The 13441-nt window shown below is 57.5% G+C and carries 13 protein-coding genes; 7 read left to right on the forward strand and 6 right to left on the reverse strand.

The features are described 5' to 3' along the window. Positions 1 to 22: 22 nt before the first annotated feature. From gmd to QU481_RS18530, 4 genes are read left to right on the forward strand one after another with little or no spacing between them, the layout of a single operon-like run. Positions 23 to 1063, forward strand: a complete 1041-nt coding sequence (gene gmd / locus QU481_RS18515) for a GDP-mannose 4,6-dehydratase (RefSeq protein WP_289831482.1) — start codon at positions 23 to 25, stop codon at positions 1061 to 1063. Next, positions 1063 to 1959 carry a GDP-mannose 4,6-dehydratase gene (locus QU481_RS18520; protein ID WP_289831483.1) on the forward strand — a complete coding sequence of 299 codons (897 nt, stop codon included), beginning with the start codon at positions 1063 to 1065 and terminating at the stop codon, positions 1957 to 1959. The genes gmd and QU481_RS18520 overlap by 1 nt, the downstream gene beginning before the upstream one ends. Continuing rightward, the gene (locus QU481_RS18525) at positions 1956 to 3098 is read left to right on the forward strand and encodes a glycosyltransferase family 4 protein (RefSeq protein ID WP_289831484.1); all 1143 of its coding nucleotides are present in this window, start codon (positions 1956 to 1958) and stop codon (positions 3096 to 3098) included. The genes QU481_RS18520 and QU481_RS18525 overlap by 4 nt, the downstream gene beginning before the upstream one ends. Further along, complete coding sequence (locus tag QU481_RS18530; RefSeq protein ID WP_289831485.1) at positions 3098 to 4231, forward strand: glycosyltransferase family 4 protein; 1134 nt, start codon at positions 3098 to 3100, stop codon at positions 4229 to 4231. Before QU481_RS18525 ends, QU481_RS18530 begins: the two co-directional genes overlap by 1 nt. 223 nt (positions 4232 to 4454) lie before the next feature. Here QU481_RS18530 and QU481_RS18535 read toward each other — a convergent pair whose 3' ends face one another. The 6 genes from QU481_RS18535 to galE are packed head-to-tail and all read right to left on the reverse strand — an operon-like array spanning position 4455 to position 10177. Continuing rightward, a complete protein-coding gene (locus tag QU481_RS18535) occupies positions 4455 to 5699 on the reverse strand; it encodes a flippase (RefSeq protein WP_289831486.1) in 1245 nt (414 codons plus the stop codon). 1 nt (position 5700) lies between these two features. After that, complete coding sequence (gene rfbC / locus QU481_RS18540; protein WP_289831487.1) at positions 5701 to 6252, reverse strand: dTDP-4-dehydrorhamnose 3,5-epimerase; 552 nt, start codon at positions 6250 to 6252, stop codon at positions 5701 to 5703. Then, the gene (gene rfbA, locus QU481_RS18545; protein WP_289831488.1) at positions 6252 to 7133 is read right to left on the reverse strand and encodes a glucose-1-phosphate thymidylyltransferase RfbA; all 882 of its coding nucleotides are present in this window, start codon (positions 7131 to 7133) and stop codon (positions 6252 to 6254) included. Before rfbA ends, rfbC begins: the two co-directional genes overlap by 1 nt. A gap of 27 nt (positions 7134 to 7160) precedes the next feature. After that, positions 7161 to 8054: a dTDP-4-dehydrorhamnose reductase gene (rfbD, locus tag QU481_RS18550; protein ID WP_289831489.1), complete on the reverse strand. Its 894-nt coding sequence runs from the start codon at positions 8052 to 8054 to the stop codon at positions 7161 to 7163. 1 nt (position 8055) lies between these two features. Next, complete coding sequence (rfbB, locus tag QU481_RS18555; protein WP_289831490.1) at positions 8056 to 9114, reverse strand: dTDP-glucose 4,6-dehydratase; 1059 nt, start codon at positions 9112 to 9114, stop codon at positions 8056 to 8058. A gap of 58 nt (positions 9115 to 9172) precedes the next feature. Beyond that, positions 9173 to 10177, reverse strand: a complete 1005-nt coding sequence (gene galE / locus QU481_RS18560; protein ID WP_289831491.1) for a UDP-glucose 4-epimerase GalE — start codon at positions 10175 to 10177, stop codon at positions 9173 to 9175. 479 nt (positions 10178 to 10656) lie between these two features. Between galE and QU481_RS18565 the strand changes: the two genes are divergently transcribed. From QU481_RS18565 to QU481_RS18575, 3 genes are all read left to right on the forward strand, one after another. Then, entirely contained in the window at positions 10657 to 11823 is a 1167-nt protein-coding gene (locus QU481_RS18565) for a Re/Si-specific NAD(P)(+) transhydrogenase subunit alpha (RefSeq protein ID WP_289831492.1), read from the forward strand. A 19-nt stretch (positions 11824 to 11842) separates the two neighbouring features. Beyond that, on the forward strand, positions 11843 to 12142 hold the full coding sequence (locus QU481_RS18570; RefSeq protein WP_289830336.1) for a proton-translocating transhydrogenase family protein: 300 nt from the start codon (positions 11843 to 11845) through the stop codon (positions 12140 to 12142). A gap of 12 nt (positions 12143 to 12154) precedes the next feature. After that, positions 12155 to 13441 (forward strand): NAD(P)(+) transhydrogenase (Re/Si-specific) subunit beta (locus tag QU481_RS18575; RefSeq protein ID WP_289831493.1); only part of this gene is annotated, 1287 nt, incomplete at its 3' end.

Consider the following 13441-nt stretch of genomic DNA (forward strand, 5'->3'; position numbering starts at 1 on the left):
TAATTAAAGTAAGTTGAGAAAAATGAATCAAAAATCCGCCATTATCACCGGTATCACTGGCCAAGACGGCGCTTACCTTGCAGAACTCCTGCTGGAAAAGGGTTATTCCGTTTACGGAACCTACCGCCGCACCAGTTCGGTCAACTTCTGGCGTATCGAAGAACTGGGCATCCAGAACCATCCCAACCTGCATTTGGTTGAATATGATCTGACCGATCTGTCGGCCAGCATCCGCCTGTTGCAAAGCACCAATGCGACCGAGGTGTATAACTTGGCGGCGCAGAGCTTTGTCGGCGTGTCGTTCGATCAGCCGGCGACTACTGCCGAGATTACGGGTATTGGCCCGCTCAACCTGCTGGAAGCGATCCGCATCGTTAACCCGAAGATCCGCTTCTATCAGGCGTCGACTTCGGAGATGTTCGGTAAGGTTCAGGCCATTCCTCAAGTGGAAGACACCCCGTTCTACCCGCGTAGCCCCTACGGTGTAGCCAAGCTGTACGCGCACTGGATCACTATCAACTACCGCGAAAGCTACGGCATCTTCGGTTGTAGCGGCATCTTGTTTAACCACGAGTCGCCACTGCGTGGCCGCGAGTTTGTGACTCGCAAGATCACTGATTCGGTAGCTAAGATCAAGCTGGGTAAACTGGATGTGCTGGAATTGGGCAACCTCGACGCCAAGCGCGACTGGGGTTTTGCCAAGGAATACGTGGAAGGCATGTGGCGCATGTTGCAGGCTGACGAGCCGGATACCTATGTGCTGGCTACCAACCGGACCGAAACCGTGCGTGATTTTGTCGCCATGGCATTCAAGGCTGCCGGTTACTCCCTGCATTTTGAGGGCACGGCAGAGAATGAGGTGGGGATTGATACGGCAACTGGCAAGACGCTGGTGCGCGTTAATCCTAAGTTCTATCGCCCGGCTGAAGTGGAGTTGCTGATCGGCAACCCGGCCAAGGCCAAGGCGAAGCTGGGCTGGGAGCCCCAGACCACCTTGGAAGAGCTGTGCCAAATGATGGTGACAGAAGACCTGCGCCGTAACCAGCAAGGATTCTCGTTCTGATGAGCTTGGCCGACAAACGGGTATTGATTACCGGTAGTGAGGGCTTTACCGGCCGCTATATGGCGGCCGAGATGCAGGCTGCCGGTTACCGCGTATTTGGTCTGGGCTCGCATTCGTTGGATGCGCCTGATTATTATCAGGCGCATCTGGCGGATGCGGCTGGACTAAAGACTGTGCTGGCCGAAGTGCAGCCGGACGTGGTGATCCATCTGGCGGCACTGGCGTTTGTCGGCCATGGTGATGCGAATGCCTTTTACCAGGTCAATTTGCTGGGCACGCGCAACCTGCTAGAGGCCATCTCGGCTATGGGCAAGGTGCCGGATAGTATATTGCTGGCTAGCAGTGCCAATGTGTACGGGAATGCGTCTGGTGGGGTATTGAACGAAAATACCCCGCCTGCGCCAGCCAACGACTATGCAGTCAGCAAGCTAGCAATGGAGCATATGGCTCGGCTCTGGCAGGACAAACTGCCTCTCATCATCACCCGGCCGTTCAACTACACAGGCGTTGGTCAGGCAGACAATTTTCTGCTGCCCAAGATTGTTTCGCATTTCCGTCGCCGTACTGCTGAGATTGAGCTGGGTAACCTTGATGTCTGGCGCGATTTCAGCGATGTGCGAGCGTTGGCTACGGCTTACCGTCGTCTGATCGAAGTTAGGGCTCATGGCCAGACAGTGAACGTCTGCTCTGGGCGAGCCCATTCGCTGCGCGAAGCGTTGGCAATGTGTGAAGCCGTCACCGGACATAGCATACAGATCCGAGTCAACCCGGCATTTGTGCGGGCTAATGAAGTGAAGACGCTGTGTGGCGATGCCACGCGCCTGCGTGGCCTGATTGGTGATTGGGACACGCCTCCACTGCTGGAGACGCTGCGCTGGATGCTTGGAGCCGCATGAAGGTAATTCTTTCTGTCGAGCCGGTACGCTTTCCGCTTACCGGCATCGGCCGTTACACTTGGGAGCTTGCTCGGCAATTGCAGAAGTCGCAAGAGATAAGCGAGCTGCGCTTTTTTGCCGGGCGGCACTTTTTATCCGATTTGCCAACGGCTGGCGAGCAATCTGATCACCAGCACAAGCTCAAGCGTTGGGTACAGCAAAGTTATATAGCGACTGAGGCCTATCGGCTGCTGATGCCCATGCTTAAGCGCCAATCGCTGCGCGGCTATGAAGACTTTCTGTACCATGGGCCGAATTTTTTTCTGCCGCCGTTTGCCGGCAAGCGGGTAGCGACGTTTCACGATCTGTCGCCATTTACCTGGACACAGTGCAATACCCCTCAGCGGATACGCTTCACTCAGAAAGAGCTGCTCAAGACGCTCCAACGAGCAGATGCGCTGATTACCGACTCCGACTTCACTCGCACTGAACTTGCCGATTATTTCTCTTGGCCGATGGAGCGTATACATACTGTGCCGTTGGCCTGCGGGCCGGATTTTCATCCACGAGCCCCAGAACAACTGCTGCCGGCATTGACGCGCTATGGTCTGAGCCCAGGAGGCTACACACTTTTTGTCGGCACCATTGAGCCGCGTAAAAATATCCTGACATTGCTCGATGCTTACTCCAAGCTGCCACGATCGTTACGCCAACGCTGGCCATTGATTCTGACTGGCTATCGGGGGTGGCGCAGCGAGTTGATTCATGAGCGTATCCAGCAGGCAGAGCACGAAGGCTGGGCCCGTTACCTTGGCTTCACCCCGGCTGAGGATCTGCCGCTACTTTTTGCTGGTGCAAGACTCTTTGCATTCCCATCTCATTACGAAGGCTTTGGCTTGCCTGTCTTGGAAGCCATGCGTTCCGGAGTGCCGGTGGTGTGTTCTAACAGCTCTTCATTGCCAGAGGTGGCTGGTGATGCTGCGTTAATGTGTGCCTCCGAAGATGTGGACAGCTTGCAAGCCTTACTGCAGCAGGGTTTGGAAGATGAGGTCTGGCGTACTGCGGCTATTGTGAGGGGCCTGAAGCGAGTTGAGCAGTTCTCGTGGCAGCGTTGTGCGGAAGAAACACAAGCAGTGTATCGAAAAGTATTGGAAGCTTGATGCGAGTATTGCATTTCTTCAAGACCTATTACCCGGATAGTTTTGGGGGGATAGAGCAGGTCATTTATCAACTCGCCGAGGGTGGGCGTCAATTCGGTATTGAGTCCGAAGTGCTATCTCTCAGTAGGAGTGGTGTGGCACGCCAGGAATCGTTGGCCAGCCATATTGTTCATCGTTCGAAGCTAGACTTTTATATTGCTTCAACCGGATTTTCCTTTTCAGCATTCCGCGACTTTGCTGAACTGGCAAGGCAGGCAGATGTAGTGCATTATCATTTTCCATGGCCGTACATGGATGTTGTGCACTTTGCGACGCGAATCAAGAAGCCAAGTGTCCTCTCTTACCACTCCGATATAGTCAAGCAAAAAACCCTGCTACAGTTCTATCGGCCGCTGATGTATCGTTTCATGGACAGTGTCAGTCGGATTGTTGCCTCTTCCCCGAATTATCTTGCAACGAGCCCAGTATTACAGCGATACACCGATAAGGTGAGCGTAATTCCGTATGGCCTCGACAAGGCAAACTATCCAATCCCCGCTCCGGAAAGATTGTCTTTCTGGAGGCAGAGGATGGGCGAGAAGTTCTTCCTGTTTGTTGGGGTGCTTCGTTACTACAAAGGCTTGCATATTCTATTAGATGCCCTACGGGACGTGGACTACCACGTTGCCATTGTCGGTACGGGGCCAGTCGAGGCTGATTTGAAAGCGCAAGCTCAGCGTCTTGGCCTGAAGAATATCCACTTTTTGGGGGCGTTGCCCGACGAGGATAAGGTAGCATTATTGGAGCTTTGTTACGGAGTGGTGTTCCCTTCGCATTTGCGCTCCGAGGCTTTTGGCATATCCTTGCTAGAAGGGGCAATGTATGGGAAACCGATGATTTCGTGCGAGATTGGCACCGGTACGACCTACATTAATCTTGACGGGGACACGGGTTTGGTCGTGCCGCCTACAAATCCGGAGGCACTGAGAGCTGCAATGCACAAACTGTGGAACGACCCAGCGTTGGCTCGTGAGATGGGCTCAAGGGCGGAACAGCGCTATCTACACGTATTTACGGCAGAGAAGATGGTTGCACAGTATTCTAGCCTGTATCGGGAAGTCGTTGAATTGTCGGAACTGAGCAACCGGACTTAGCGCTTGGCCCTCCTGGGCAATATGTCCAGCCAGATCATCAATAAGTCTCAACTCGTGGTCGCGGCGTTACAAGTACTTTCAGAACTTTATTAGGTACTGCTTTGGTCATGCGGCGTCATTACCGGAACAGCAAGGTGGCCCCTTCGTGAATTGCTTTCTTTAGAAGGGGCATGCCAACATCAAGTGATTTTTGTTAGCAGCTCTTAATGGCTATCTACGGTGTTCATGGCTTTATTCTACTCGCTAGCCAAGAAAGAGCGATGAAATCTACGGTTAACCGCACAGACCATGCTGTGGCTGCCCCTAATGTGGCGTACTTGCCAATAAGGAATACCATTAGCAGGAGGTATGGAATTATTTCTATCGCATGAAGTGCTGCTGTTGTTCTTGATTGGCCTTGCGCTTGTATCTTCGCAAATGGTATCTGTGCTAATGAGTTAGAGATAAATCCAATTAGTAGAATGCGGAATACCATCGCGGGCTCGCCTGCATAATCCTTCCCCATCCAAAGTGTCAATATTTCATTGGCGAATATACAGACAGGGATAGCCATTGCGCTGCATGTGATTAACAAGCCGAGCAGGCTGTTTTTATAGAGCCTGCGATGCTGATGAGCATTCCTTTGATAACTAAGTTTTGGAAATAATGCTCTAGCTACAGCGCTAGGGATGGCGAGCATGCGCATTATAGCTTCAGATGGTGCAGTATAAAATGCGACACGCTGTGAACCTAGAATGTGCGAAAGAATAAAGCGATCAAGATAGACCATGATAGGGCTTATTATGTTGCTAATGGTGACCCAACTGCCAAATTGAATAAGTGATTTCAACGTCTGAAAGTCAAAATTTTGCTGCCCTTTCGGCATGGCTCGTTGACACATGGCAAAACTAACTAGTGCAGCGATAATTCGCCCCACAACCAGTCCGATGATGCTAGCCTGTAGACTATTGTTAATGAGTATTGCGAGTGCTGGTAGAGTTGCAATCAAAGAATTGGTGGCGATTTTTTGAATGTTTAGCTCGGCAAATCGTTCCGTTCCCTCAAGGTAGGCCAGCCACACTTGCCCTAATAAAAAGGCAGGAATGGCTAATGCGAGGACGCGAAAGCTGCTGCGGGCGTCTGTCGATATCTCATTGGGTATCTTGAGTAAGCTAGAAAGAGGGGCTGCGGAAAGCCATAAAATCGCGGCTGCCAGTGTACTAAGCAGAAAAACGACGCGTAATGAAGTTCCAACTATATTGCGTAATTTCTCTCCGTCATCACGGTGCATTGCTACTGCACGAATGACTGAACGGGATAGGCCTGCGTCAAAAATACTTGCGTAACCAACAATTGCATACGCTAATGTAAATATGCCAAATTTTTCAACCCCCAATTTGCGAGCAAGAATGCCGATGGCAGGGATTGCGATCAGGCTGGGGATTGCAAAGCCAGCAATGTTCCAAGCGCTGTTTTTTATTAGACTCATTTCAGGGGAAGAGTTCCTGATGATTGTCGAGCAATGGAGCTCCTAAGTCATTAGCTGATAATTGCGGTGCATCTATAAGAGGCCATTTTATCGCAATAGTTATGTCATTCCATGCAATTGAACGGTCTAACTCCTTAAACCAGTAATCTGTCGTTTTGTATAAAAGCTCCGCCTCGCCGGTTAGCGTCAGGAAACCATGGGCAAATCCTTGAGGAATCCATAGTTGGCGTTTGTTTTCCGCTGACAGGTTCACCCCTACCCACCGACCAAAGCTTGGTGAGGATCTCCGGATGTCCACCGCCACATCAAATACTTCTCCCACCACGCAACGTACCAGCTTCCCTTGTGCGTGTGGTGGCAATTGGTAGTGAAGACCGCGCAACACGCCCTTGACTGAGCGCGAATGGTTGTCTTGAACAAACGCTACCTTGTGGCCGATGGCTTCCTCGAATTTCTGCTGGTGGAAACTCTCGAAGAAGAAGCCGCGCTCATCTCCAAACACGGTCGGCTCGATGATCTTGACGTCGGGAATAGCAGTATCGATGACCTTCATTAGTAGACGGTTTCTTTCAGCACATTTAATAGGTACTGGCCGTAGCCGATTCTCTTGAGTGGAGCGGCCAATCTGACTAGTTGATCAGCATCGATGTAGCCTAAGCGGTAAGCGATTTCTTCCAGACAGGCAACTTTCAACCCCTGACGGCTCTCGATGGTGGCGATGAACTGGCTGGCTTCCAGCATCGATTCATGGGTGCCGGTGTCGAGCCAGGCGTAGCCTCGCCCCATGGTTTGGACGTCGAGGGTGCCTGCCTTCAGATAGGCTGCGTTGACGTCAGTGATTTCCAGTTCGCCGCGTGCTGATGGCTTGATCGACTTGGCGATGTCGACAACCTTTTCATCGTAAAAGTACAGGCCGGTGACAGCGTAGTTCGACTTAGGATGGCTTGGTTTCTCGTCCAGGCTGATCGCCCTGCCGGCTTGGTCGAATTCCACCACGCCGTAGCGTTCCGGATCATGGACATGGTAGGCGAACACGCTGGCGCCAATTTCCTTGCTGGTGGCATCTTTCAGCAGCTTGACGAAGTCGTGGCCATAAAAAATATTGTCGCCCAGTACCAGCGCCGAGTGAGCACCGTCGATGAACGACTCGCCGAGGATGAACGCTTGTGCCAATCCATCCGGACTCGGCTGCACGGTGTAGTGTAGGTTGATTCCCCACTGGCTGCCATCGCCGAGCAGCTGTTCGAAGCGCGGGGTATCCGCCGGCGTCGAGATAATCAGGATGTCGCGAATGCCGGCCAGCATCAGAGTGCTGAGCGGGTAATAGATCATCGGCTTGTCGTAGATCGGCAGCAGCTGTTTGCTGACTGCGAGCGTAGCCGGATATAGGCGGGTGCCGGAACCACCGGCGAGGATGATACCTTTTCGTTTCATGCCTTATTTCGATGCCTTACTTCGTGTTCAGTCGTTCAGCTGAGCAAATACGTAGTCGATTCCTTGCCGCCAATTGGGGAGCGCCAAGCCAAAGGTCTGGGTCAGTTTAGTGCAATCCAGCCGCGAGTTGGCCGGCCGCGGGGCGGGCAGCGGATAGCCGCTGGTCGGGATCGGCTGAACCGTGTCGGGATGCAATGCCAGCTCAAACCCGACCTGTTCGGCCAAGCCGATCACGTGCCGGGCGTAGTCGTACCAGCTGGTGCTGCCCGAGGCCGTCAGATGGTACGTGCCGAACGGGAAGACCTCAGCGGGTTGATGCAAGTAACGTCCCAGCAGCTGAGAAGTTACATCCGCGATCAGGGCTGCAGAGGTCGGGGCGCCGAACTGATCGGCGACAACGGACAGACTGGTGCGCTCTCGGGCCAACCGGAGTATGGTTTTCAGGAAGTTGTTGCCGTGTGCGCCGACTACCCAACTGGTGCGCAGGATCAGGTAGCGGCAGCCGCTGGCACGGATTGCCTGTTCACCTTCCCATTTGCTGCGGCCGTATACCGATTGTGGGTTGGTAGCGTCATCTTCGACATAGGCACTGTCTTTTTGTCCATCGAACACGTAGTCGGTCGAGTAGTGGACCAGTAGCGCGTTGTGCCGAGTAGCCCAGTCGGCTAGCCGTGCTGGGGCTTGGGCGTTGATCGCCATTGCGACGTCTTGTTCGGACTCGGCCCGGTCGACCGCAGTGTAGGCGGCCGGGTTGACAATGATGTCCGGTTGGAAGCGGTCGAGCACCGCCTCGAGGTTGGCTGAATCGGCCAAGTCGAGCTGCTGACGGTCGCAGGCGAGAATCTCGCCGAGTGGCGCCAGTGCGCGCTGTAGCTCGAAGCCGACCTGGCCGTTGGCGCCGGTAATCAGGATGCGGGTCATCTCAGGCTCCGTATTGGGTGGCTACCCAGTCGCGGTAGGCGCCACTGGTGACGTTACGCACCCAGTCCTGATTGTCCAAGTACCAAGCGACAGTCTTGCGGATACCGCTATCGAAAGTCTCGGCCGGCTTCCAGCCCAGCTCGCGTTCCAACTTGCGTGCATCGATCGCGTAGCGACGGTCGTGGCCTGAGCGGTCTTGCACGAAGGTGATCTGACTGGCATAGCGCTTGCCGTCGGCGCGCGGTTTCAGCTCGTCGAGGATAGTGCAGATGGTGTGTATCACCTCGAGGTTGGGCTTCTCGTTCCAGCCGCCGACGTTGTAGGTCTCACCGGGCGTGCCGGCCTCCAGCACGCGGCGGATCGCGGCACAGTGGTCTTTCACATACAGCCAGTCGCGTACCTGCTGACCATCGCCGTAGATCGGTAGCAGCTTGCCGGCCAGAGCATTCAGGATCATCAGCGGGATCAGCTTCTCTGGGAAGTGGTACGGGCCGTAGTTGTTCGAACAGTTGGTGGTCAGCACCGGCAGGCCGTAGGTGTGGTGCCAGGCGCGGACAAGATGGTCGGAGGCCGCCTTGGACGCCGAGTAAGGGCTGTTCGGCTCGTAGGGATGGGTCTCGGCAAAAGGGGCATCGTCCGGTGACAGCGTGCCGTAGACCTCGTCGGTGGACACGTGCAGGAAGCGGAACGTCTGCTTGGCTTCGCCGCTCAGCTCGTTCCAGTAACCGCGTACCGCCTCGAGTAAATTGAAGGTGCCGACCACATTGGTCTGGATGAACTCGCCCGGCCCATGGATCGAGCGGTCGACATGGCTTTCGGCGGCGAAGTTGATTACCGCGCGTGGCTTGTGCTCGGCCAGCAGCCGCGCGACCAGTTCGCGGTCGCAGATGTCACCGCGTACGAAAAGATGGCGCGGAACGTCCTTCAGTGAGGCGAGGGTGTCGAGGTTGCCGGCGTAGGTGAGCTTGTCGAGGTTGATGACGGGCTCATTGGAGCCAGCCAGCCAGTCGAGTACGAAGTTGCCGCCGATGAAGCCGGCGCCGCCGGTGACGAGGATCATCCGATGTGCCCTTGCGTGAGTCTTGGGTTAAGACCGAGCAGCACTACTAGTGACTCGGCTACGGGTAGCCGGCCGGGTTCTGACTTTGCCAGTGCCAGCAGTCGCGGCAGATGTCATCGAGGCTACGTTTTGTTTGCCAGCCCAGCGTGCTCAGGGCAAGGCTCGGGTCGGCATAGTATTCCGGGAGATCGCCCGGACGGCGGGCGACCAGCTCATAGGGAATCTCGCGACCGCTCGCTTTTGCAAAGGCGGCGATGACCTCCAATACGGAATAGCCGCGCCCTGCACCAAGGTTAAGGGCCATCAGTCCCTGACGTTGCTGCAAGGCTTCTAAGGCCTTGACGTGACCCAGTGCCAAATCGACGACATGAATGTAGTCGCGTACCCCGGTGCCGTCTGGGGTCGGGTAGTCGTTGCCGAACACTTTAAGCTTGGCGAGCTTGCCGACGGCGACCTGGCTGATGAACGGCATCAGGTTGTTGGGGATGCCGTTCGGATCCTCGCCGATCTGGCCGCTTTCGTGAGCGCCCACCGGGTTGAAGTAGCGCAGGCTGGCAATGCGCCAGTCCGGCTCTGCGACAACCAAATCCTGCAGCACCTGCTCAATCATGGCCTTGGTGCGCCCGTAGGGATTGACCGGGGCAAACGGCATCGACTCCTTGTATTGCACCGTCCCCGGATCGCCATACACCGTCGCCGACGAGCTGAACACGAACTGCTTCACGCCATGACTACGCATCGCGGCAAGGAGCGTCAGCGTGCCGGTGACGTTGGTGTCGTAGTACTCCAGCGGCTTGGCGACCGATTCGCCGACTGCCTTCAGCCCGGCGAAGTGGATCACCGCGTCGATCGGGTAACGGAACACCGCATCGAGCGTCGCCGCGTCGCGGATATCGCCTTCGACGAACTGCAGCGTCTTGCCGGTCAGCGCCTGCACGCGGCGCAGTGACTCTGCCTTGCTGTTGCACAGGTTGTCGAGCACGACCAGCTCAAAGCCGGCGTTGAGTAGCTCCAGGCAGGTGTGCGAGCCGATATAGCCGGCGCCGCCGGTGACCAAAATCATCGCTATTACATTTCGTACTTGTTAGCAGGGTCAAGCATTTTCGCACAGTTCTACGCCGTGGCTAAGCAGAGAGCATGCCATGATGGTGCAGGCCCCAAGGGGAGCGGCCTGCCGGCATGGTCGGCTGTGGCCGATGCGCTGGGATCAAGACAGGGCAAGGCTTTGCGGTGAGCAGGGGGAAGGTGCAATGACTGTCGGCGAAATGCCACGTACCTGCCAGACGTTTGACCTTTGGGCTACCAAGAGAATGGCAATGCGGCTGGCATTGCAGACTAGGCTTGTCGCGGGATGTGTGGCTAGCAATGTTCTTTATGAAACGCAATTCCACTTGGTGGAAAATGTCGCAATTTTATAATTTCGTTGCGCTTTAACAAAACTCGTGCTTTAGAATTAGGCACGACTCGTCCGTCTGGCTGAGGCACCTGCACGGTCGTTCGCTACAACATCACTTGCTACTCAATCAGAAAGAAAGGGAACCCATGCAGATCGCCATTGTGGCCGAGCGCGTGGCCAACGAGACGCGCGTCGCCGCCACACCGGAAACGGTGAAAAAACTCGTCGGCCTCGGGCATTCGGTGGTGGTGGAGAAAGGCGCCGGGGTGGCTTCGGCCGTGCCCGACAGCGCCTACCAGGCGGCGGGGGCGAGCATCGCCGCCAGTCGGGCGTCGGCGCTGGCCGCCGGCGACATCGTGCTGACGGTGCGGGCGCTGCCCGCCGAGGACATCGCACAGCTGAAGGACGGGGCGGTGCTGATCGGCATGCTCGCGCCGTACAGCAACCCCGACCTGCCGAAGCTGGCCGCCAAGCAGGCGTCGGCGTTCGCGATGGAGCTGCTGCCGCGCACCACCCGCGCCCAGTCCATGGACGTGCTGTCCAGCCAGAACAACATCGCCGGCTACAAGGCGGTGCTGCTCGCCAACCACTATTACCCGCGCTTCATGCCGATGCTGATGACCGCTGCCGGCACGGTGAAGCCGGCGCGGGTGCTGATCCTCGGCGTCGGCGTGGCCGGCCTGCAGGCGATCGCCACCGCCAAGCGCCTCGGCGCGGTGGTCGAGGCGTTCGACGTGCGGCCGTCCACCAAGGAACAGGTCGAATCGCTCGGCGCCAAGTTCGTCGAGGTGCCGATGACCGACGCGGAGAAGGCCGCCAACGACGGCGTGTACGCCAAGGAGATGTCCGAGGACTACCAGCGCCGCCAGACCGAGCTAGTCGACAAGCACGCCAAGCAGGCCGACATCGTGATCACCACCGCGCTGATCCCCGGCAAGCCGGCGCCGCGCCTGTTGTCCGCCGCCACCGTGGCGGCGATGAAGCCGGGCAGCGTGATCGTCGACATGGCGGCCGAGAGCGGCGGCAACGTCGAATCGACCCGCTGTGGCGAGGTGGTGCACACCGACAACGGCGTCACCGTGGTCGGCACGGCCAACCTGCCGGGCCTGATGGCCGGCGATGCCTCGGCGCTGTACGCCAAGAACCTGCTGACCTTCCTGAGCCTGATGCTCACCAAGGAAGGCTTCTCGATCAATCTGGAAGACGAGCTGCTGGCCGCCACGCTGGTGACCCACGCCGGCGAACTGCGCTTCGGCCAGGCTGCCCCGGCCGCCGCTTCCGCCGCCCCGGCTGCCGTCCAGGCCGGCGCGTGACCGCATTCAGGAGAGTTTCATGGTTGTAGATCCGTTTATCACCAGCCTGACCGTGTTCGTGCTGGCCGTGTTCGTCGGCTACCACGTGGTCTGGAACGTCACCCCGGCGCTGCACACCCCGCTGATGGCGGTGACCAATGCCATCTCGGGCATCATCATCGTCGGCGCCCTGCTGCAGGTGGTCGACATCAACGGTGCACAGCTCACGCTGACCTCGGTGCTCGGCGCGATCGGCATCTTCCTCGCCAGCATCAACATCTTCGGCGGCTTCCTGGTGACCCAGCGCATGCTCGACATGTTCAAGAAGAAGCAACGCTAAGGAGCCGACCCGATGATCAATCTTTCTGCAATTCTCTATCTGGTCGCGGCGGTGCTGTTCGTCCTCGCGCTCAAGGGGCTGTCGTCGCCGACCTCGGCGCGACGCGGTAACACCTTCGGCATGATCGGCATGGTGATCGCCGTGGTCACCACGCTGATGATCATGGACAAGCCGGTGTGGGCGCTGCTCGGTGGCGCGATCGCCGCCGGCGCGCTGATCGGCACCTGGAAGGCCAAGACGGTCGAGATGACCGGCATGCCGGAACTGGTGGCGGCGATGCACTCGCTGGTCGGTCTGTCAGCGGTGCTGATCGCCGTGGCCGCGATCTTCCACACCGGCCAGGAGCACACCCCGGTCCAGAAGGTCGAGCTGTTCATCGGCGCCTTCATCGGCGCGATCACCTTCACCGCGTCGGTGATCGCCTACGGCAAGCTGTCCGGCAAGTTCGGCTCCAAGGCGGTGTCGTTCGGCGGCCAGCACCTGTTGAACCTGGTGCTGGCGCTCTCGATGGTCGGCTTCGGTCTCGCCTACTTCGTCACCGACAGCCACGCCGCCTTCCTGGCGATGCTGGCGGTGGCGCTGGTGCTGGGCGTGACCTTGATCATCCCGATCGGCGGCGCCGACATGCCGGTGGTGGTGTCGATGCTGAACTCGTACTCGGGCTGGGCGGCCGCCGGCATCGGCTTCACGCTGAACAACCCGGTGCTGATCATCGCCGGTGCCTGCGTCGGCTCGTCCGGTGCGATCCTGTCGTACATCATGTGCAAGGCGATGAACCGCTCGATCGTGTCGGTGCTGCTCGGCGGCTTCGGCGCCGAGGCGGCCGCCGGTGGCAGTGCGGCGTCCGGGCCGAAGAATTACAAGTCCGGCTCGGCCGACGATGCGGCGTTCCTGATGGGCAACGCCGACAGCGTGATCATCGTGCCGGGTTACGGCCTGGCGGTGTCGCGCGCCCAGCACGCGCTGCAGGAGTTCGCCGACAAGCTGACCGAGAAGGGGGTCAACGTGCGCTACGCGATCCACCCGGTGGCCGGCCGGATGCCGGGGCACATGAACGTGCTGCTGGCCGAAGCCGAAGTGCCGTACGAGCAGGTGCTGGAGATGGAAGAGATCAACTCCGACTTCTCCAACACCGACGTGGTGCTGGTGATCGGCGCCAACGACGTGGTGAACCCGGCGGCGCAGAAGGACAAGGGCAGCCCGATCTACGGCATGCCGATCCTGGAGGCGTACAAGGCGCGCACCACCATCGTGGTGAAACGCTCGATGAACGCCGGCTATGCCGGGCTCGACAACGAG

Origin of the sequence: Crenobacter oryzisoli, assembly GCF_030385785.1 — a bacterium.
GTDB classification, from domain to species: Bacteria; Pseudomonadota; Gammaproteobacteria; order Burkholderiales; family Chromobacteriaceae; genus Crenobacter_A; species Crenobacter_A oryzisoli.